At 71.9% G+C, this 20,770-nt stretch carries 15 protein-coding genes; 8 read left to right on the top strand and 7 right to left on the bottom strand.

What is annotated here, in order from left to right; all coding sequences use genetic code 11:
- Positions 1-46: 46 nt before the first annotated feature.
- Positions 47-2,143, top strand: a complete 2,097-nt coding sequence (locus tag EDF18_RS02275; RefSeq protein ID WP_123546017.1) for a type IIA DNA topoisomerase subunit B — start codon at positions 47-49, stop codon at positions 2,141-2,143.
- 123 nt (positions 2,144-2,266) lie between these two features.
- Here EDF18_RS02275 and EDF18_RS02270 read toward each other — a convergent pair whose 3' ends face one another.
- Positions 2,267-4,777, bottom strand: coding sequence for a DNA topoisomerase (ATP-hydrolyzing) subunit A (locus tag EDF18_RS02270; RefSeq protein WP_123546015.1), 2,511 nt, complete (start codon positions 4,775-4,777; stop codon positions 2,267-2,269).
- Positions 4,778-4,894: 117 nt separating this feature from the next.
- Between EDF18_RS02270 and EDF18_RS02265 the strand changes: the two genes are divergently transcribed.
- On the top strand, positions 4,895-6,031 hold the full coding sequence (locus EDF18_RS02265) for an alkaline phosphatase family protein (RefSeq protein WP_123546013.1): 1,137 nt from the start codon (positions 4,895-4,897) through the stop codon (positions 6,029-6,031).
- Between the two features lie 40 nt (positions 6,032-6,071).
- Here the strand turns inward: EDF18_RS02265 and sepH are convergent, their stop codons facing one another.
- A complete protein-coding gene (gene sepH, locus EDF18_RS02260) occupies positions 6,072-7,253 on the bottom strand; it encodes a septation protein SepH (protein WP_123546011.1) in 1,182 nt (393 codons plus the stop codon).
- 212 nt (positions 7,254-7,465) lie between these two features.
- On the opposite strand from sepH, the gene EDF18_RS02255 reads away from it, so the two are divergent.
- Positions 7,466-7,759, top strand: a complete 294-nt coding sequence (locus EDF18_RS02255; protein WP_123547235.1) for a DUF4193 domain-containing protein — start codon at positions 7,466-7,468, stop codon at positions 7,757-7,759.
- On the opposite strand, the gene EDF18_RS02250 is transcribed toward EDF18_RS02255, so the two are convergent.
- Positions 7,734-8,189: a DUF3093 domain-containing protein gene (locus tag EDF18_RS02250; RefSeq protein WP_123546009.1), complete on the bottom strand. Its 456-nt coding sequence runs from the start codon at positions 8,187-8,189 to the stop codon at positions 7,734-7,736. The two genes, EDF18_RS02255 and EDF18_RS02250, sit on opposite strands and share 26 nt — an antisense overlap.
- A gap of 38 nt (positions 8,190-8,227) precedes the next feature.
- Between EDF18_RS02250 and dut the strand changes: the two genes are divergently transcribed.
- The 5 genes from dut to dxs all read left to right on the top strand — a co-directional run bounded on the left by dut (position 8,228) and on the right by dxs (position 15,246).
- Positions 8,228-8,716 (top strand): dUTP diphosphatase, encoded by a 489-nt coding sequence (gene dut / locus EDF18_RS02245; protein ID WP_369878084.1) that lies wholly within the window; start codon positions 8,228-8,230, stop codon positions 8,714-8,716.
- Positions 8,713-9,426 carry a DUF3710 domain-containing protein gene (locus EDF18_RS02240; protein ID WP_123546007.1) on the top strand — a complete coding sequence of 238 codons (714 nt, stop codon included), beginning with the start codon at positions 8,713-8,715 and terminating at the stop codon, positions 9,424-9,426. The genes dut and EDF18_RS02240 overlap by 4 nt, the downstream gene beginning before the upstream one ends.
- 5 nt (positions 9,427-9,431) lie before the next feature.
- Positions 9,432-10,220: a DUF3159 domain-containing protein gene (locus EDF18_RS02235; RefSeq protein WP_123546005.1), complete on the top strand. Its 789-nt coding sequence runs from the start codon at positions 9,432-9,434 to the stop codon at positions 10,218-10,220.
- Positions 10,221-10,370: 150 nt separating this feature from the next.
- Complete coding sequence (locus tag EDF18_RS02230; RefSeq protein WP_123546003.1) at positions 10,371-13,187, top strand: aconitate hydratase; 2,817 nt, start codon at positions 10,371-10,373, stop codon at positions 13,185-13,187.
- A gap of 118 nt (positions 13,188-13,305) precedes the next feature.
- A complete protein-coding gene (gene dxs / locus EDF18_RS02225; RefSeq protein WP_123546001.1) occupies positions 13,306-15,246 on the top strand; it encodes a 1-deoxy-D-xylulose-5-phosphate synthase in 1,941 nt (646 codons plus the stop codon).
- Positions 15,247-15,356: 110 nt separating this feature from the next.
- Here the strand turns inward: dxs and EDF18_RS02220 are convergent, their stop codons facing one another.
- The 4 genes from EDF18_RS02220 to EDF18_RS02205 all read right to left on the bottom strand — a co-directional run bounded on the left by EDF18_RS02220 (position 15,357) and on the right by EDF18_RS02205 (position 20,703).
- Positions 15,357-17,501, bottom strand: coding sequence for a 3-hydroxyacyl-CoA dehydrogenase NAD-binding domain-containing protein (locus tag EDF18_RS02220; protein WP_233568948.1), 2,145 nt, complete (start codon positions 17,499-17,501; stop codon positions 15,357-15,359).
- Positions 17,498-18,703 (bottom strand): thiolase family protein, encoded by a 1,206-nt coding sequence (locus tag EDF18_RS02215; RefSeq protein ID WP_123545999.1) that lies wholly within the window; start codon positions 18,701-18,703, stop codon positions 17,498-17,500. The genes EDF18_RS02220 and EDF18_RS02215 overlap by 4 nt, the downstream gene beginning before the upstream one ends.
- Positions 18,704-18,775: 72 nt before the next feature.
- Entirely contained in the window at positions 18,776-20,089 is a 1,314-nt protein-coding gene (locus EDF18_RS02210) for an HRDC domain-containing protein (RefSeq protein WP_123545997.1), read from the bottom strand.
- Positions 20,090-20,109: 20 nt separating this feature from the next.
- Positions 20,110-20,703: a DUF3000 domain-containing protein gene (locus EDF18_RS02205; RefSeq protein ID WP_123545995.1), complete on the bottom strand. Its 594-nt coding sequence runs from the start codon at positions 20,701-20,703 to the stop codon at positions 20,110-20,112.
- Between the last annotated feature and the right edge of the window lie 67 nt (positions 20,704-20,770).

Genomic DNA, 20,770 nt, shown 5'->3' with positions numbered 1-20,770 from the left:
TCCGGAATTCCCGCCGGTCGGCTCTGCCTCGCGTCAGGAGAACACCATCGCCACGTCGGACTACTCGGCTCGCCACCTCTCGGTCCTCGAGGGGCTGGAGGCCGTCCGCAAGCGTCCCGGCATGTACATCGGGTCGACCGACTCGCGCGGCCTCATGCACTGCTTGTGGGAGATCATCGACAACTCGGTCGACGAGGCCCTCGGCGGGCACGGCGACGCCATCGACGTCGTCCTGCACGCGGACGACAGCGTCGAGGTGCGCGACACGGCCCGCGGGATCCCCGTCGACATCGAGCCCAAGACGGGGCTGACGGGCGTCGAGGTCGTCTTCACCAAGCTGCACGCGGGCGGCAAGTTCGGCGGCGGCTCCTACGCCTCGTCGGGCGGCCTGCACGGCGTCGGGGCGTCCGTGGTCAACGCGCTGTCCGAGCGGCTCGACGTCGAGGTCGACCGTGGCGGCAAGACGTGGGCCATGTCGTTCCGCAGGGGCGAGCCCGGCACGTTCGCCGACGACGGCGCGCCCACCCCGGACGCGCCGTTCACGCCTTTCGTCTCGGGCAGCGTGCTGCGCGAGGTGGGCAAGGTGAAGCGCGGCGTGACCGGCACGCGCATCCGGTACTGGGCCGACCGCCAGATCTTCACCCGTGGCGCGTCCTTCCAGCCCGACGAGCTGTCCGGGCGCGCGCGTCAGACGGCGTTCCTCATCCCCGGGCTCACGCTCCGCATCCGCGACGAGCGGCCCGGGTCGCTCACCGACGGGGGGTTCCCCCACGAGAGCACGTACCGCTTCGACGGCGGCATCAGCGAGTTCGTCGAGTTCCTCGCCCCCGACGCCCCGGTCACCGACACCTGGCGCATGACGGGCACGGGCACGTACACGGAGACGGTGCCCGTCCTGACCGAGGGCGGCGCGATGGTCGCCACCGAGCTCCAGCGCGAGTGCGAGGTCGACATCGCCCTCCGGTGGGGCGGCGGCTACGAGACGGTCCTCCGCAGCTACGTGAACATCATCGCGACCCCGAAGGGCGGCTCGCACCAGACGGGCTTCGAGGCGGGGCTGCTCAAGTTCATGCGCCAGCAGGTCGAGCTCGCGGCGCGGCGGCTCAAGGTCGGCACCGACAAGATCGAGAAGGACGACGTGATGGCGGGCCTGACCGTCGTGCTCACGGTCCGCCTTCCGGAGCCGCAGTTCGAGGGTCAGACGAAGGAGATCCTCGGGACGCCCGCCGTCCGGGCGATCGTCGCCAACGTCGTCCAGACGCGCTTCGCCGAGCTCTTCGCGTCCGCCCGCCGCGAGGACAAGGCACAGACGGCCCTCGTCCTCGACAAGGTCGTCTCCGAGATGAAGTCGCGCATCGCGGCGCGAGCCCACAAAGAGACTCAGCGGCGCAAGAACGCCCTCGAGAACTCGTCCCTGCCGGCGAAGCTCGTCGACTGCCGGTCGAACGACGTCGGCAACAGCGAGCTCTTCATCGTCGAGGGCGACTCGGCCCTGGGCACGGCGAAGCTCGCCCGCAACAGCGAGTACCAGGCGCTGCTCCCGATCCGGGGCAAGATCCTCAACGTGCAGAAGGCGTCGGTGAGCGACATGCTCTCGAACGTCGAGTGCGCCTCGATCATCCAGGTGCTCGGAGCGGGGTCGGGCCGGTCGTTCGACATCGACGCCGCTCGCTACGGCAAGGTCATCATCATGAGCGACGCCGACGTCGACGGAGCCCACATCCGCACCCTGCTCCTCACGCTGTTCTTCCGGTACATGCGCCCGATGATCGAGCAGGGTCGCGTCTTCGCGGCCGTGCCGCCCCTGCACCGCGTCGTCGTCATCAACCCCGGCAGCAAGCCGAACGAGACGATCTACACCTACTCCGAGAAAGAGCTGCAGACGCTCCTCGCGAAGCTGCGTCGCTCGAACAAGAAGTTCCAGGACCCGATCCAGCGCTACAAGGGCCTCGGCGAGATGGACGCCGAACAGCTCGCGACGACCACGATGGACCGCTCGGGGCGCATGCTGCGCCGGGTGCGGGTCGACGACGCCGAGGCCGCGGCCAGGGTCTTCGAGCTCCTCATGGGCAACGAGGTCGCGCCGCGCAAGGAATTCATCATCGACGGCGCGGGCCTGAGCCGGGAGCGCATCGACGTCTGATCTGCGCTGACCGCCCGTGCGGCCAGACCGCCCGCCAGGCCGGAACGCGGTCAGGCCGACCCGCGCATCTGGCCACCCCACGCATCTGGCCACCCGGCAGCTGGCCGGGCTGGCGGGCCGTCCTCACTCGGGCTCGGTGCCCGCGGGCGCTCCCGTCGCGGCGTCGGTGACGTGGGCCAGCGACGCGCCCACCGCGGCGACGACCGCCTCCAGGGGCGTGCCGGACGCGTCGCGACGCACGAGCGTCTCGGGGAGCGACCGGACGCCTCCGTCGACCGCCACCGCTCGGGCCGGGGCGGGCCCCACCCAGGCGAGCGACAGCTCGGACTCGCCCTTGAGCAGCGCGTGCGACCGGACGCCCCCCGTGGCGCGGCCCTTGGCGGGGAACTCGGAGAAGGCGCTGACCTTGGCACGACCGGGGTCGGTGCCCTCGAGCGCGCCGGCGGCGGACGAGATGGTGGCGACCACCGCCTCCTGCCCCTCGGGGACGGCGCCGAAGAAGACGACGCGGGCGTCCGGGGCGACGGAGACTCCGGCGACGCCGCCACCGGCGGGCCCCTGGGGGCGCACCGACGACGCCGGGAACCGCAGCAGCTGCGTGCTCGACGTCACGAAGACGAGCTCGTCGTCGTCGGCGCCCTGGGCCGCCCCGACGACGGAGTCGCCCTTCTTGAGCGTGATCACCGGGAACTCGGGCTTGGGCGGGTACTGCCCCGTCGCCACGCGCTTCACGACGCCCCGGGCGGTGCCGAGGGCGATCGGGCGGTCGGCCGTCAGCGAGACGAGCGCGAGCACCCGCTCGGACCTGTCGGCCAGGCCGAGGTAGTCGCGCACGGGGACGCCCGCTCCGAGCTGCACCGAGGTGGGCGGCACCGCCGGCAGGTCGACCGGCGTGAACCGCAGCAGCCGCCCCGTCGTCGTCACCGCTCCGATCTCGGCGCGGGTCGTCGTGTCGATCGACGACAGCACGGCGTCGTGCGCCGTCCGCCGGGACGGGGGAGCGGGCGTGGCCGCCGTCGGGTCCTGGTGGTCGACGCGCAGGAGGCGCCCCGTCGTCGACAGGAACACCCGCGTGGGAGTGTCGGCGATCTCGAGCACCGGGGCGTTCTTGCCGCGGCCCTGCTTCGCGATGCTCGGGGCGGCCTCGGTGAGGAGGGTGCGGCGTGGCGTCCCGAACTGCTCGGCGATGTCGGCGAGCTCGCTCGAGACGAGCGCCCGGAGCCGAGCCGGGTCGCCGAGCAGCGCCTGCAGCTCGGCGATCGCGGCGCGCAACTCGTCGCGCTCGGTCTCGAGCTCGACGCGGCTGAACTTGGTGAGGCGCCGCAGCTGCAGGTCGAGGATGTACTCGGCCTGGATCTCGCTCAGGTCGAAGACCTCGCGGAGGCGGGCGCGGGCGGCGGCCGTGTCGTCGCTCGAGCGGATCACCTGGATGACCTCGTCGATGTCGAGGATGGCGATCAGGAGCCCCTCGACCAGGTGGAGGCGCGCCTCCTTCTTGCCGAGGCGGTGCCGGGTGCGACGGGTGACCACCTCGACACGGTGGCCGACGTAGACCTCGAGCATCTCCTTGAGGCCGAGGGTCCGCGGCTGGCCCTCGACGAGCGCGACCGCGTTGATGCTGAAGCCGTCCTCGAGGGGGGTGTAGCGGTAGAGCTGCTCGAGCACGGCCTCCGGGCTGAAGCCCGTCTTGATGCCGATGACGAGGCGCAGGCCGTGGGTGCGGTCCGTCAGGTCGGTGACGTCGGTGATCCCCGTGAGCTTCTTCGCCTGGACGCCGTCCTTGATCTTCTCGATCACCTTCTCGGGGCCGACGAGGTACGGCAGCTCGGTCACGACGAGGCCGGACTTCCGAGCCGTGATGCTCTCGACCTGCACGCGCGCGCGGGTCTTGAACGACCCGCGTCCGGTCGCGTAGGCGTCGCGGACCCCGGCGAGGCCGGAGATGGTGCCGCCGGTGGGCAGGTCGGGCCCCGGCACGAAGGCCATCAGGTCGTCGAGGCTCGCGTCGGGGTGGTCGATCAGGTGGCGGGCGGCACCGACGACCTCGACGAGGTTGTGCGGGGCCATGTTGGTCGCCATGCCGACGGCGATGCCGCTCGCGCCGTTCACGAGCAGGTTCGGGAACGCCGCGGGGAGCACCTCGGGCTGCATGAGCTGGTTGTCGTAGTTGGGCACGAAGTCGACGACGTCCTCGTCGAGGCTCCGCGTCATGGCGAGCGAGGCCTCGGCGAGCCGGGCCTCGGTGTACCGCGGCGCGGCCGGTCCGTCGTCGAGCGAGCCGAAGTTGCCGTGCCCGTCGATCAGCGGGACGCGCATCGTGAACGACTGCGCCTGCCGCACCATCGCGTCGTAGATCGCGGTGTCGCCGTGCGGGTGCAGCTTGCCCATCACCTCGCCGACGACGCGCGCGCTCTTGACGTGGCCCCGGTCGGGGCGGAGCCCCATCTCGGACATCTGGTAGAGGATGCGTCGCTGCACCGGCTTGAGGCCGTCGCGCGCGTCGGGCAGGGCCCGGGAATAGATGACCGAGTAGGCGTACTCGAGGAACGACCCCTGCATCTCGAGCGAGACGTCGATGTCCTCGATGCGCTCTCCGGAGTCGGTCGGGCCGGTCGTGTTCTCGGTCGTCGTCATGCACTTCTCTGGGACAGGAGGTGCGGGAGGCACCTGGGCGGGCGGTCGTCGACGCGAGGAGGCGGCAGCGGCGGGAGGGCGGTCCGCTCGCGGACCCGCTGTGCCAGACTGGTGCCGATGACGACCATCGTACCGGCGCGTCCCCCCGGCGCGGTGAGCCTGGCCGACGTCCTCCCGTCCGTCCTCGCCGCGCTGACCGGCGGCGTCGGGGCCGTCCCTCTCCCGCCCGCCCGCTCGGCCGTCGTCCTGCTCGTCGACGGGCTCGGCTCCGCGGCCCTCGGGGCCCGCCGCGGCCACGCTCGCCACCTGGCAGGCGCCTCCGGCAGCCTCTTCTCCGGCTTCCCGACGACCACCGCGGCAGCCCTCACGACCTTCACCACCGGCCGCCTGCCGGGCGAGCACGGCCTGGTCGGATACTCGGTGCTCGACGCCGAGCGCGACCGCGTCGTCAAGCAGCTCTCCGGCTGGGACGCCGGCATGCGGCCCGACACGTGGCAGCTCAGCGGCACGGTGTTCGAGGACGCCGCCGCCCGGGGAGTCCGCAGCGCGGCCGTCGGCCCTGCGCGCTACGCCCGGTCAGGGCTGACGGAGGCGATCCTGCGCGGCGCCGCCTACGAGACGGCCGAGTCGATCGCGGACAGGTTCCGTCGCGCGCGCGACCTCGTCGCCGCCCCCGGGGCCACGATCGTCTACCTCTACGTGCCCGAGCTCGACATGATCGCGCACCGCCTCGGCTGGCAGAGCGACGAGTGGACGGCCGCCCTCGAGGAGGTGGACGGCGAGGTGGGCAGGCTCGCCGCCTCCCTCGGGCCCGACGAGGGACTCCTCGTGACGGCCGACCACGGCGTGCTCGACGTCGGAGAGAGGGGACGCATCGTCTTCGGGCACCGCGCCGCGTTGGTGGACGGGGTGCGTCACGTGGCAGGCGAGCCCCGGTGCCTGCAGCTGCACTTCGAGCCCGACGCGTCGGAGGCGGTCCGCGCCGCCACCCTGGAGGCCTGGCGCGCGGCCGAGTCGGACCGCGCCTGGGTCGTCACCCGCGAGGAGGCGGTGCAGGGCGGGTGGTTCGGCCCCGTCGATCCCGTCGTGGCACCCCGCATCGGGGACGTCCTGGTCGCCGCCCGCAAGGGCGTCGTCTGGTACGACGGCAGGACCTCGGGAGGACAGGCAGGGTCGATGATCGGCCAGCACGGTTCGTGGTCGGGCGACGAGACGCAGGTGCCGCTGCGACGATTCGGCGCCTTCGCGCGCTGATCCGCGCGCACGTCGTGCGCGCGAGGACTCAGACGGGGCGTCAGGCGGGGTCGTCGTCCGAGCGGGCTCCGAAGACGATCTCGTCCCAGCTCGGCATGGACGCGCGGCCGCGGGCCTTCTTCGGACCGCCCTGACCGGGCACGACGCCGTCCGGTCCGGGCATCGGGCGTCGACCGCCGCGGGCCTGTCCCACGGTGCGCGCGCGCTGCCCGCCGTCTCCCTGCGCCGAGGGGGCACCAGGGAGGAGGGGCTGCGGCGTCGTCTCGCCCTCGGGCAGGTCGAAGTCGTCGAGGGGCACATCGATGACCCGGATGGAGCTGGTGGCGAGCTCGTCCCGCGACGAGTCGTCGGAGAAGCGCGCCGCCTCGCGCTCGCCTCGGCGTCGACGGAGCGCCTCGAGCAGGTCGGCGGTCTGGGCGTGCGGGTCCCCGGCGGCGGCGTCGGGGTCGCGGTTCGTGGCCGCGAGGGAAGCGGGGGAGCGGACGTCCTGTCGCGCGACCGCTGCCGGGCGGTCCGAACGGTGCTCGTCCGGGGCCGCGTCGTCCAGGTGCCCGTCCTCGGGCTCGACGAGGAACGCGCCACTGTCGAAGCGCCCCGTCACGGGCTCGTCGTCTGCCGGGCGGAGGCCGACGGCCCGGAGACGCGGGACGAGGGGGCCGACGTCGGCCGAGTGCTGCGAGAGGGTGCGGGCGTCGCCGGCGTGCGGGACCAGGGAGAGGGCCTTGGGGTCGAAGCGCCAGGTGGCGTCTCGCGACACCTCCTGCGTCACGTACGAGACGGAGACGAGCCAGCCGTGCTCGGCGTCCTTGTAGCTGGTCCAGTGACGGTCGGTCGCAGCGGCGGTGTCGAGGCGCGACTCGATGACGCCCCCGAAGGAGGACGAGTCGCCGTCGGGCTGCACGTCGGAGGCGACGGTGACGGCGACGCCGAGGGCGGTGCGCAGGGCGTGCGACCTCTCGGCGAGGACGGGGCCCTCGAAGCGCCGGACGTAGGCGAGGTCCGCTCCCGTGCGCTCCGCCGCCTGCTCGGGCGAGAGCCCGGAGCGGATGAGCGACTGGATCTCGCGCGGCGGCGCCTTGCGCTCGACCGGGGTGCTGTCGGGGGCCGCAGCGCGCAGCTGCGACCTCAGCGACGGGGTGACGGGGAGCCGGTACTCGGCACCGCCGTCGGCGGCGACGACGAGCGCTCCGCTCTCGACCCCGATGACCCTCAGATCCTGCATCTCGCACGCCTTTCCACCGTCGTGTCCTGGCCAGAAGCGTCCCACGTCAGGGGCGTGTTCCCGGGAATGGATCGGGCGTGCCGCGAGTTCCTCCAGAGCGGCCGAGAGGCCCCTTCGGCGGGTTTGCTATTCGACAACGAGTGATGCAAACTGTGCCCGCCGAATTCGGTACACGAACTTCGGTACACGAACTATTGAAGAACTGGATGGGCATGGCCACCGACTACGACGCACCTCGCAAGAACGACGACGACGGCTCGGAGTCGATCGAGGGGCTCAAGGAGCGCACCCCCGACAAGACCACCGGAGTGATCGACGACGACGCGGACAACCCGGGCTCGTTCGAGCTCGCCGGCCAGGATCTCTCCGACCTCGACCTCGACGTCGTCGTCCTGCCCCCGCAGGTCGACGAGTTCACCTGCGTCGAGTGCTTCCTCGTGAAGCACCGCTCGCAGCTCGACCACGAGACCAAGCTGGGCGCTATCTGCCGGGAGTGCGCTGCCTGAGCGACTCCAGGAGACGGACGACCTCGTCGGGTCGTCTCGTCGACACCAACCAGTAGGGTGCGGGATCCGTCTCGTCGGTGAGGGTGATCCTCACCACCGGCTTCACCCAGCCACGGAAGAGGGTCCAGGCTCGCGCGTCGAGCCGGGGCCCTCTCTGCTGTGTGGCCTCCGCTCCCGAGAAGCCCCGCACCTCTCCGATCTCGTGCGGGAAGAGACGGGCGCGCCCGGCGGAGAACCCCTCGTCGTCGATGCGGAGCACCGGCGAGGTGAAGACGAGGGCGAGCACCGTGGCCGCGTAGAAGAGGACCGCCACGACGACCCCGACGAGCTGGTCGATGGGCAGGAAGACGAGCAGCGTCGCGGGGACGACCAGGGCGGTCGCGACGAAGACGGTGGCCGGCGGCGTGAGCCGTTCGCGGTACGGGTTCATGGGTCCATTCGACCAGACTTCTGCACTAGCCTCGACACGTGACCCCGACCCTCGACGTCCTCTTCACGGCCGACCGAGCCGGCGCCTCCTCGTCCCCGGACGACCTGGCCCCGCGGTACGCGCACCCCGGCGACGCGGGGGCAGACCTCCTGTCGTCCGAGGCGCTCGTCCTCCGGGCCGGCCACCGGGCGCTGGTCGGCACCGGCGTGTCGATCGCGCTGCCTGACGGCCACGCGGCGTTCGTCGTCCCGCGCAGCGGGCTGGCGGCCAAGCACGGCATCACCGTCGTGAACAGCCCGGGCACGGTCGACGCGGGCTACCGCGGCGAGATCAAGGTCACGCTCCTGAACACCGACCTCGAGTCGGACCACCAGATCGAGGTGGGCGACAAGATCGCCCAGCTCGTCGTCGTGCCCGTCGTCCGGGCCGTCTTCGTCCCCGTCGACGAGCTGCCCGAGAGCAGCCGGGGCACGGGCGGCTTCGGCTCGACGGGCTACGCACACACCACCGGAGGCACCGCATCATGAGGAAGTCGAAGCGCGAGGCGCAGCAGCTGGCCGAGATCGAGGTCGAGACCGCCGACCTGGCCGACGTCGAGGTCGACATCGAGGCCCTGGACGACGCCGAGGTCGAGGTCTTCGACGACTCGAAGTCCGCGCCCGCCGACCGGGCCGACGAGGGCCCGCTCGACGAGACCGAGGCCAATCCTGTCCGCCCGTACGTCGACCTCGGCGGCGTCAAGATCGTCCCGCGCGACGGCCTGCACCTGCGACTCGAGGTCGAGGAGGGCAGCAAGCGCGTCGTCGCGGTCGGCCTCGACTTCGCGAAGTCGACGCTGCAGGTGCAGCCCTTCGCGGCTCCCCGCACGACGGGCCTCTGGAACGAGATCCGCGAGCAGATCAGCGAGCAGATCCAGAAGCAGGGCGGCACGACGACCGAGGTCGACGGCCCGTTCGGCCCCGAGGTCCGCGCCGAGATCCCGCTCATGGGCGGCGACCCCGGCAGCACGCGCCTCGCCAGGTTCATCGGCGTCGACGGCCCGCGCTGGTTCCTCCGCGGCGTGATCGCCGGCGACGCCACCGTCGACGACGAGGCCGCCGCGAAGATCGAGGAGCTGTTCCGCAGCATCGTCGTCGTCCGGGGCACCACCCCGATGCCTCCTCGCGAGCTCATCCCGCTCAGCATGCCCAAGCCGAGCGCGGTCGACGCGTCCGCGGGCGCCGCCGACCAGGCCTGACCCTCGTGGAGCACGACGGGGCGACGGCCCGGCCCGACGACGAGCGACCCCTGCCCGGCGAGGAGTCGCCGCTCGACGATCCGCGCGTCTCGTTGGCCGCCCAGCTGCGGGCCGCGGCGCAGAAGGCCGGCATCGGGCAAGTGGCGCCCGGCGAGGTGCCCACCGCCTCCGCGCTCCTGACTGCCATCGGCGGGGTCCGCGGCCTGGCGGAGTCGATCGTGCCGGGCCTGGGCTTCGTGGTCGTCTACACGATCACCGGCCAGCTGCTGCCGTCGGTGCTGATCCCCGTCGCCCTCGCCGCCCTCTTCGTCGTGTCCCGCGCCGTGCAGCGCGGTCCGGTCGCGCAGGCACTCGCCGGCGTGCTGGGCGTCGCGCTGTCGGCCGGCATCGCCCTGCTGAGCGGTCGGGCCGAGGGGAACTTCGTCCCCGGCATCGTGATCAACGCCATCTCGCTCCTGGCGATGGTCGTCAGCATCGCCGTTCGCTGGCCCCTGGTCGGCATCATCGTCGGCCTCCTCACCAACGAAGGAGGCGCTTGGCGGCATGACCGCGCCAAGCGCCGCGTCCTCGTGCTCGTCACCTGGCTCTGGGCCGGTCTCTTCGCCGCTCGCCTCGCGGTGCAGCTCCCGCTCCTGCTGAGCGGGCAGATCACCGCGCTCGCCACCCTCAAGCTCCTCATGGGCGTGCCCCTCTACGCCGGCCTCCTCTGGGTCACGTGGTTGCTCGTCCGGACCGTCTACCGCGGTCGCGCCTCCGGCGACGATGTCGTCGACGCGCAGGGTACCGTCAGCTAGCCCACCGCCTCCGGTGCTAGGTTTGTCTCGACATCAAGACAGTTCGACGACATGCGCCCGTGGTCCGTCGGCGACTTAGGCTGACCTCGCTGGTGCGGTCCCTCGTCGTCGGGTCATGATGAGGGCGAAGTCCAGCAAGGGAGACGGCACGTGTCTGCAATCAACAGCTTCAGCTCGAAAGACGTCCTGACGGTCGGCGGCACCGACTACGAGGTCTACCGCATCGACGCGGTGGACGGCTCGCAGAAGTTGCCCTTCAGCCTCAAGGTCCTGCTCGAGAACCTGCTCCGCACCGAGGACGGCGCGAACGTCACGGGCGACCAGATCCGCGCGCTCGGCTCGTGGCAGCCGACCGCCGAGCCCGACACCGAGATCCAGTTCTCGCCGGCGCGCGTCGTCATGCAGGACTTCACGGGGGTGCCCTGCATCGTCGACCTCGCGACGATGCGCGAGGCGGTCTCGGCCCTCGGCGGCGACCCCACCAAGATCAACCCCCTCGCCCCGGCCGAGCTCGTGATCGACCACTCGGTCATCGCCGACCTGTTCGGCTCGGCCGACGCCCTCGAGCGCAACGTCGAGATCGAGTACGAGCGCAACGGCGAGCGGTACCAGTTCCTCCGCTGGGGCCAGACGGCCTTCGACGACTTCAAGGTCGTGCCGCCGGGCACGGGCATCGTGCACCAGGTCAACATCGAGTACCTCGCGCGTGTCACCTACAGCCGCGAGGTCGGCGGGGTCCTCCAGGCCTACCCGGACACCCTCGTCGGCACCGACTCGCACACGACGATGGTCAACGGCCTCGGCGTGCTCGGCTGGGGCGTGGGGGGCATCGAGGCCGAGGCGGCCATGCTCGGCCAGCCCGTCTCGATGCTCATCCCCAAGGTGGTGGGCTTCAAGCTCAGCGGCTCGATCCCGACCGGCGTCACCGCGACCGACGTGGTGCTGACGATCACGCAGCAGCTGCGTCGCCACGGCGTCGTCGGCAAGTTCGTCGAGTTCTACGGCGACGGCGTGGCCGAGGTGCCCCTGGCGAACCGCGCCACGATCGGCAACATGAGCCCCGAGTTCGGCTCGACGGCCGCGATCTTCCCGATCGACGACGTCACCCTCGACTACCTGCGCCTCACCGGCCGCAGCGACGAGCAGATCGAGCTCGTCGAGAAGTACGCGAAGCTCCAGGGCCTCTGGCACGACCCGTCGGTCGAGCCGGTCTTCAGCGAGTACCTCGAGCTCGACCTCGCGACCGTCGTCCCGTCGATCGCCGGGCCGAAGCGTCCCCAGGACCGCATCGAGCTGACGAACGCGAAGAGCCAGTTCGGGGTCGACCTCGACAACTACGCCACGACGGACCACTCGATGGTCGACGCCGCGGTCGAGGGCACGTTCCCGGCGTCCGACCCCGTGGGCCTCACCGCGCAGGACGAGGAGTCCTCGCACGCCCACTCGCACACGCACACCTCGCACGCTCCGTCGACGGTGTCGAAGCCGACCCAGGTCGCCCTCGACGACGGCTCCTCGTTCACGCTCGACCACGGCGCGGTCGCCATCGCGGCCATCACGTCCTGCACCAACACGTCGAACCCCTCGGTGATGCTGGCGGCCGGCCTGCTCGCCCGCAACGCCAGCCAGAAGGGCCTGAAGGCCAAGCCGTGGGTCAAGACGACCCTGGCGCCCGGCTCCAAGGTCGTCACCGACTACTACGAGAAGGCCGGTCTCACCAGATACCTCGAAGACCTGGGCTTCTACACCGTCGGCTACGGCTGCACGACCTGCATCGGCAACTCGGGCCCGCTGCTGGACGAGATCTCGACTGCCGTCCAGGACAACGACCTCGCCGTCACGGCCGTCCTCTCGGGGAACCGCAACTTCGAGGGCCGCATCAACCCCGACGTCAAGATGAACTACCTGGCGAGCCCGCCGCTGGTGATCGCCTACGCGCTGGCCGGGTCGATGAACTTCGACTTCGAGGCCGACGCGCTCGGCACGTCGCCGGACGGCAGCGACGTCTACCTGCGCGACATCTGGCCCGACGCGGCCGAGGTGCAGTCGACCATCGACTCGTCGATCGACACCGACATGTTCACGCACGAGTACGCCGGCGTCTTCGACGGCGACGAGCGCTGGCGGTCGCTTCCGACGCCCACGGGCGCGACCTTCGAGTGGGACCCGGAGTCGACCTACGTCCGGAAGCCCCCGTACTTCGAGGGCATGACGCTCGAGACGACCCCGGTGACGGACATCGTCGGGGCGCGCGTGCTGGCAAAGCTCGGCGACTCGGTCACGACCGACCACATCAGCCCCGCCGGGTCGATCAAGACGGACAGCCCCGCCGGCCACTACCTGGCCGAGCACGGCGTCGACCGCAAGGACTTCAACTCCTACGGGTCGCGTCGCGGCAACCACGAGATCATGATCCGCGGCACCTTCGCCAACATCCGGCTGCGCAACCAGCTGCTCGACGGCGTCGAGGGCGGCTACACGCGCGACTTCACGCAGGCCGACGCCCCCCAGTCGTTCATCTACGACGCGAGCGCCCGGTACCAGGAGCAGGGCACGCCCCTCGTCATCCTCGGCGGCAAGGAGTACGGCTCCGGCTCGTCGCGTGACTGGGCGGCGAAGGGCACGAGCCTCCTCGGCGTCAAGGCGGTCATCACCGAGAGCTTCGAGCGCATCCACCGCTCGAACCTGATCGGCATGGGCGTCGTCCCGCTGCAGTTCCCGGCGGGCGAGACCTGGGAGTCCCTGGGCCTCGACGGCACCGAGTCCCTCAGCATCCACGGGCTCGAGCAGCTGAACGAGGGCACGACGCCCAAGACCGTGCACGTGACTGCGGAGCCGACCGAGCACTCGGCCGACGGCGCCCGCACGATCGAGTTCGACGCCGTGGTCCGGATCGACACGCCGGGCGAAGCGGACTACTACCGCAACGGCGGCATCCTGCAGTACGTCCTCCGCAGCCTGGTCTAGCCGCACCCCGAGGCCCTCGACGTCGTGTCCGCACGGCGCCGGGGGCCTCCCGGCGTTCCCGGCGGTCCGCGCCTAAACTGAGGATCGCCGCCTCCGGGCTGCCGGAAAGGAAATCCCGATGAGCATCCTCGAGACGATCAAGGGTCCCCGCGACCTCGATCTCCTCACCGACCAGCAGATGATCGCGCTGGCCGCCGAGATCCGCCGCTTCCTCGTGACCGAGGTGTCCAAGACCGGCGGGCACCTGGGGCCGAACCTGGGCGTCGTCGAGCTGACGCTGGCCATGCACCGGGTCTTCGAGTCGCCGCACGACGCCTTCGTCTTCGACACCGGCCACCAGTCGTACGTGCACAAGCTCGTCACCGGGCGGCAGGACTTCAGCGGGCTCCGTCTGCGCGGCGGCCTGGCGGGCTACCCGCAGCGCTCCGAGTCCGAGCACGACATCGTCGAGAGCTCCCACGCCTCCAGCAGCCTCTCGTGGGCAGACGGGATCTCCCGGGCTTTCCAGCTCACAGGTCAGTCGGACCGACACGTCGTCGCGGTGGTGGGCGACGGCGCCCTCACCGGCGGCATGACGTGGGAGGCCCTGAACAACATCAGCGACGACAACGGTCGCCGGCTGATCATCGTGGTCAACGACAACGGCCGCTCGTACGCGCCGACGATCGGCGGCATGGCGCGGTTCCTCAACACCGTCCGCACCCGCAGCACGTACCGCGACATGCACCGCGGCTCCGAGGCCGTCTTCGACCACCTCGGGCACCCCGGCCGTGCGCTCTACCGCGGCGTGCGGGGCGGCCTGCACGGTTTCCTCAGCCGCTTCACGAACAACGAGGCGCTCTACTCGAACCTCGACATCAAGTACCTCGGCCCGGTCGACGGACACGACCAGAAGGCGATGGAGGAGGCGCTCACCCAGGCGAAGGACTACGGCGCCCCGGTCATCGTCCACGCCATCACGGAGAAGGGCCGTGGCTACGACCCGGCTCGTGCCGACGTCGCCGACCAGTTCCACGCGGTCGGCCAGATCGACCCTGAGACGGGCGAGCCGCTCGAGACGGCCAACGCCCCCTCGTGGACGAGCGTCTTCGCGGACGAGATCGTCTCGATCGCCGAGCGCGACGAGACCGTCGTGGGCATCACCGCCGCCATGCTCCGTCCCGTCGGGCTGCACAAGCTCGCCGAGCGCTTCCCGAGCCGCGTCCTCGACGTCGGCATCGCGGAGCAGCACGCCGTGACGAGCGCGGCCGGCCTCGCCTTCGGCGGCCTGCACCCCGTCGTGGCCCTCTACGCCACCTTCGTCAACCGCGCCTTCGACCAGGTGCTCATGGACGTCGGCCTGCACCGGGCGGGCGTGACGTTCGTCCTCGACCGGGCGGGCGTCACCGGCCCCGACGGGCCCAGCCACCACGGCATGTGGGACCTGGCGCTCCTCCAGATCGTCCCGCACATCCGCCTCGCCGCCCCGCGGGACGCGTCTCGCCTGCGCGAGGAGCTCCGGGAGGCCGTCGCCGTGACCGACGCACCGACGGTGGTGCGCTTCTCGAAGGGCAGCGTCGGCACCGAGCACGAGGCCGAGTCGCGCCTCCCGGACGGCGTCGACGTCCTCGCGAGCGACGAGCGGCGCGACGTGCTGCTGGTCTGCGTGGGGCCGATGGCCACCGTCGGCCTGGACGTCGCCGAGCGCCTCGCGGCGCAGGGGATCGGGGCGACCGTCGTCGACCCGCGCTGGGTCGTCCCCGTGCCGCGGTCCGTCATCGAGCTCGCCGCTGAGCACCGCCTCGTCGTCACCATCGAGGACGGCGTGCGCGTCGGGGGGATCGGCACCCGTGTCCGTCAGGACCTGCGCGAGGCCGGCGTCGACACCGCGCTCACCGAGCTCGGGCTCCCCGACGAGTTCCTGCAGCACGGCTCTCGCGCCGAGATCCTCGAGGAGGCGGGCCTCACCCCGCAGCACATCGCACGGGACGTGGTGGCCCAGGTCCTCGGCAGCAAGATCCCCGTGGCCCGCCCGCTGGACGACGCCTCGTCGCGCCGGGTGGACGCGCAGCAGGACTAGGGCGTCCGTACAGCGGACGGCGCACGACGAGGGAGGGCCCCGACCAGGTCGTCGGGGCCCTCCCTCGTGACGTGACGGGCGCCTCCTCGGCAGACGCCGGGACGCCCGTCTCAGGCCGGGACGCGCACCGCGTGCTCCGGGCCGACCACGAGGGGGTCGTGGAACGTGCGTCCCCGCACCCGCTCGGAGGCTCCGACACGGTCGAGGTAGGGCGTCACGCCGCCCATCTGGAACGGCCAGCCGGCGCCGAGGACCATGCACAGGTCGACGTCCTCGGCCGCCGAGACGACCCCGTCGTCGAGCATCCGGCCCACCTCGTCGGCGAGGCCGTCCTCGATGCGGCGCCGCAGCTCGTCGTCCGTGAGGGGAGTGCCCTCGCCGGCGACGAGCGCGACGGCCTTCTTGTCGAACCCCTTGCGACGGCCCTTGGCGTCGCGCTCGAAGACCCGCCCGTACTCGGCGAGCCGGTGCAGGCCGTCACTGGCGAAGAATCGGTCGGGGAACGCCGCGTTGTGCGTGTCGAGCACGTGCGCCCCGACGGTGAGGCCGACGAGCTCGAGCAGCTCGAAGGGCGTCATCGGGAGGCCGAACGGTGCGGTGGCCCGCTCGACCGTCTCGAAGGGGGTGCCCGTCTCGACGGCATGCATGGCCTCGCCGAGCAGCTTGGCCAGGACGCGGTTGACCACGAAGCCGGGCGTGTCGGCGGTGATCACGGCGTTCTTGCGCAGTGCGGCTGCCGTCACCATGGCCGTGCTGAGGGTCGCCTCGTCGGTCGCCGGTGCCTTCACGACCTCGATCAGCGGCATCACCGCGACCGGGTTGAAGAAGTGGAAGCCCACGAGGCGCTCGGGGTGCGCGAGGCGCGCCCCGATCTGCTCGACGCTGAGCGACGACGTGTTCGTCGCCAGCACCGTCGTCTCCGAGACGACGGCCTCGACGTTCGCGAAGACCTCCTGCTTGACGCCGAGTTCTTCGAAGACGGCCTCGATGACCCAATCCGCGTCGGCGAAGTCGGCGAGGTCGGTCGTGCCGGTCACGAGCGCGGTGAGCCGGTTCGACTCGTCGCCCGAGATGCGCCCCTTCTCGGCCAGCTGCAGGATCTCGCCGCGGATGCGCTCCACTCCGGCGTCCACGCGGGCCTGGTCGATGTCGGTGATGACCACCGGGACCTGCAGCCTCCGGACGAAGAGCAGCGCGAACTGGCTGGCCATCAGGCCGGCCCCCACGACGCCGACCTTGCCGACCTTCCGCGCGACGTCGGGCGACGGAGCCCCCGCAGGCTTCTTCGCCCGCTTCTGCACCAGGTCGAAGGCGTACATGCTGGCGTGGAACTGGTCGCCCGACACGAGCTCGGCGAGGGCTTCGTCCTCCGCGGCGAAGCCCGTCGCCCGGTCGGTGTTCCGTGCCGCCTCGAGCAGGTCGAGGGCGACCCAGGGAGACCGCGCCACCCGGCCGATCTTCGACTCGAGCGACTTGCGGGCGATCGAGATCGCGGCGCCCCACTTCACGGCCCGCTCGATCTTCCCGGGCACGTTCGGCCGGGCGACCTTCGTGCGGCCCGCCACGACCCCGTCGGCCCAGCGGATCGAGTCCTCGAGGAACGCGGCCGGGCCGAACTCGACGTCGACGATGCCGAGCTCGAGGGCCTGCGCGGCCTTGAGCGTGCGGTTGTTCTTGAGCGGGTTCTCGAGCACGACCTTCAGCGCGTTCTCGATCCCGATCAGGTTCGGCAGCAGCCAGGCGCCGCCCCACGCGGGGACGATGCCGAGGAACACCTCGGGCAGGGCGATGGCCGCCGCGGACGAGTCGACCGTGCGGTAGTCGGCGTGCAGGGCTATCTCGAGCCCGCCTCCCAGGGCCAGGCCGTTCACGAAGACGAACGTGGGGACACCGGCATCGTGCAGCTTGCCGAGGGTCGAGTGGCCCAGACGGGCCAGCTCGCGGGCGACGTCGCGGCTCGGGATCTGGCTGACCTTGCTGAGGTCCGCACCGGCCGCCAGGAAATACGGCTTGCCGGTGACCGCGATGGCCTGGACCTCACCGTGGGAGGCGCGGGCCCGGAGGCCGTCGAGGGTCGCGGACAGCTCGACGAGGGTCGCGGGCCCCAGCGTGCTCGGCCGCTTGTGGTCGCGGCCGTTGTCGAGCGTGACGAGGGCGAGGACGCCGCCCGAGGGCAGCGGCACGTCGCGGACGAACGAGTGCGTCACCACCTCGTCGGCGCTGAGGGCGGTGAGCTGGTCGACTGCGCTGCTCACGATCGAGCCGCCTTCCGTGAGTGGTGGGGGTTCTCCCAGATGACGCTGCCGCCCTGGCCGAGGCCGACGCACATGGCCGTGAGCCCGTAGCGGACCTCCGGGTGCTGCTCGAACTGGCGGGCCAGCTGGATCATCAGGCGGACGCCCGACGACGCGAGCGGGTGGCCCACGGCGATGGCGCCGCCCCAGGGGTTGACGCGCGGGTCGTCGTCGTCGACGCCGAAGTGGTCGAGCAGCGAGAGGACCTGGACGGCGAAGGCCTCGTTCAGCTCGAACAGGCCGATGTCGTCGATCGTCAGCCCTGCCTTGCGGAGGGCCTTCTCGGTCGAGGGCACCGGGCCGATGCCCATGATCTCGGGCTCGACCCCGGCGTAGGCGAAGCTGACGAGGCGCATCTTGACGCCGAGGCCGAGTTCGTCGGCGGCTCCGCGGGAGGCGAGCAGGCTGACGGTCGCACCGTCGTTCAGCCCCGACGAGTTGCCGGCGGTGACCCGCCCGTGGGGGCGGAACGGCGTGCGGAGCCCGGCCAGCCCCTCCATCGTGGTCTCGGGCCGTGGCGCCTCGTCGCGCGTGGCCAGGCCCCAGCCCTCGGGCGTCTGCACCGCGACCGGCACCAGGTCCGGCTGGATGTGGCCCGCGTCGTAGGCGGCGGCGAGCTTCTGCTGCGACCGAAGGGCGAAGCGGTCGGAGCGCTCCTTGGTGAGCTGCGGGAACCGGTCGTGGATCCGCTCGGCGGTCGAGCCCATGTTCAGGGCGTCGCCGCTGACCAGCTTCTCGGTGAGGAACCGGGGGTTGGGATCGGCCGCGAAGCCCATCGGGTGCCGACCCATGTGCTCGACGCCGCCCGCGAGGACGACGTCGTAGGCGCCGAACGCGATGCCGCCGGCGAGGGTCGTGACGCTCGTCATGGCGCCGGCGCACATCCGGTCGATGGCGAAGCCCGGCACCGACCGGGGCAGCCCCGCCAGGAGGGCTGTGGTGCGACCGAGGGTCAGGCCCTGGTCGCCCTGCTGCGTCGTGGCGGCGATCGCGACGTCGTCGACGCGGTCACGGGGGAGCGAGGGATTGCGCTCGAGCAGGCCCTTCATGGCCTTGACGACGAGGTCGTCGGCCCTCGTTCCCCAGTACATGCCTTTTTCTCCGGCCCTGCCGAACGGGGTGCGTACCCCGTCGACGAAGACCACGTCTGTCGTGTCGGCCACAGTGCCTCCAGTGCTCGGAACTGCTCCGATCCTAGGGAGGGGCCTGCTGCCGGGAGAATCCTTGGCGGATTGCTACGAAGCGTCGGCGGGGTCGCTCTCGGGTTCTTGGTGGGCGTCGACAAAGGCCTCGGCCAGCCGCTCGGCGACGGCGTCGACCTGCCACGGGCGGGCGCCGAGCTCGACGAGGGCCGCCGCCAGCGTCTCGGTGTCGAACGGGATCGGCGGCTCCCAGCAGAGGCGCCGCAGCAGCTCGGGCGTGAGCAGGTTCTCGACGGGCAGGTCGAGTCCCTCGGCGATCTCGGCCACCGCGGGGCGTGCGTGCCGGAGGCGCGCGTCGGCCATCGGGTTCTTGTCGGCCCAGCTGCGGGGAGGCGGCAGGGTGTCGCCCGCCGGCCCGCGGGAGGAGGGCAGGTCACGGGTCGCCATGCCGCGCTCGATCGCGGCCCACCAGCGGTCGAGCTCGCTGCGGCTGGCGCGACCGACGAACTCCTTGACACCGGCGAGGGCGCGCTTGTCGGCGGGCTGCGCCTTCGTCGCGGCGACGAGCGACTGGTCGGGCACGAGCCGGCCGGCGGCCGTGTCGACCTGGCGGGCGTAGTCGTCCCGGGCCTGCCAGAGCTCGCGGGCGACGGCCAGCGAGCGGGCGCCGCGGACGGTGTGCAGGCCGGTCAGGCGCCGCCAGGGCTCCGCCTTGGCCGGCTTCGCCTCACGAGCCACCGTCGCCGCGAACTCCTGGCGCGCGATGTCGAGCTTTCCGTCGCGCTCGAGCAGCTCGGCCATGGCGTCGCGGAGGTCGACGAGGAGCTCGACGTCGAGGGCGGCGTAGACGAGCCAGCTCTGCGGCAGGGGCCGCGTCGACCAGTCGGCGGCCGAGTGCTCCTTGGCGAGGTGGACCCCGAGCAGCTGCTCGACCACGGCGCCGAGGCCGACCTTGGGCAGGCCCGCCAGACGGGCGCCGAGCTCGGTGTCGAAGACGAGGTCGGGGTCGAGCCCGACCTCGCGCAGGCACGCGAGGTCCTGGCTCGCGGCGTGCAGCACCCACTCCTCGTGGCCGATGACGGCCTGCAGCTCGTCGAACGAGCCGATGGCCGGGGGGTCGAAGAGGAACACGCCGCTGCCCCGGCGGAACACCTGGATGAGGTAGGCGCGCTGCGAGTACCGGTAGCCGGAGGCGCGCTCGGCGTCGATCGAGACCGGTCCGTGCCCCGCGGCGATCGCCTCCACGGCCTCGAGGTAGGCCTCGCGGTCCGCGATGACGTGCACCTCGCCGTGCACGGAGTCGGCGGTCGCGGCGCGCGGGACGATCGTCTCCGGGACGACCGTGACGGCGGGGGAGGAGGGCGACGACTCGTCGACCGGGGATGACTCGGGTGTGGGGGCGCTCATGTCTCCGTCGTTCCGGGGGGTCAGTCGCGGCCGACGCGACGCGACGCGAGGAGCGTGACGCCCTCGACGGTCGGCGGCAGGCCCGCGAGGGTGCAGATCAGCTCGCTCCACGCCGCGACGTGGGGGGCGAGATCGGTGCTGGTGGGGGTCCACGAGGCGCGCAGCTCGAGCTGCGCCCCGTCGCCCTGGGCGGCGAGCTCGCCGTAGCCGGACGAGAGCACCTTCGTGGCGGTGCCCGAGGCGGAGTGCCGGGAGGCGCCTCCTGCGTCGAGCGAGTCGACCAGCCAGGACCACGCGACGTCCGCGACGAAGGGGTCGAGGGCGAGGTCGGTCTCGAGCGGGGCCTGCGCGAAGCAGACGACGCGGAAGACACCGCCCCACGCCTCGGGCGCGCTCTCGTCGTACAGCAGGACGAAGCGCCCGGTGCCTAGCTCGGCGTCGGCCCGCCCGGACGCGCCCACCACGTCGCCGGCGAGGGCGAGGGCGTGCGGGGCGAGGCCGCCGGGAGCAGGGATCTCGGACACGGCGAGGTCGTCGCGCGAAAGGGCCTCGCGGACGGCGGCCGACGCGGCGGCGAACGCGGCCGGGACCGGCGGCGAGGAGGTGTCGGACACCTCAGCAGACTAGGCTCCCACCCGGCTCACAGCCGAGCGGCACGCCGCAGGTGCCCCCGCGCACGTG

The organism is Frigoribacterium sp. PhB107 (assembly GCF_003751515.1).
Taxonomy (GTDB): domain Bacteria; phylum Actinomycetota; class Actinomycetes; order Actinomycetales; family Microbacteriaceae; genus Frigoribacterium.
This window is presented reverse-complemented; position numbering and strand designations above follow the sequence as displayed.

Coding starts and splice junctions, on each gene's coding strand:
- EDF18_RS02270 (WP_123546015.1), bottom strand. CDS start 4,777: ATGACGACGACCGAGAACACGACCGGCCCGACCGACTCCGGAGAGCGC.
- EDF18_RS02265 (WP_123546013.1), top strand. CDS start 4,895: ATGACGACCATCGTACCGGCGCGTCCCCCCGGCGCGGTGAGCCTGGCC.
- sepH (WP_123546011.1), bottom strand. CDS start 7,253: ATGCAGGATCTGAGGGTCATCGGGGTCGAGAGCGGAGCGCTCGTCGTC.
- EDF18_RS02255 (WP_123547235.1), top strand. CDS start 7,466: ATGGCCACCGACTACGACGCACCTCGCAAGAACGACGACGACGGCTCG.
- EDF18_RS02250 (WP_123546009.1), bottom strand. CDS start 8,189: ATGAACCCGTACCGCGAACGGCTCACGCCGCCGGCCACCGTCTTCGTC.
- EDF18_RS02240 (WP_123546007.1), top strand. CDS start 8,713: ATGAGGAAGTCGAAGCGCGAGGCGCAGCAGCTGGCCGAGATCGAGGTC.
- dxs (WP_123546001.1), top strand. CDS start 13,306: ATGAGCATCCTCGAGACGATCAAGGGTCCCCGCGACCTCGATCTCCTC.
- EDF18_RS02210 (WP_123545997.1), bottom strand. CDS start 20,089: ATGAGCGCCCCCACACCCGAGTCATCCCCGGTCGACGAGTCGTCGCCC.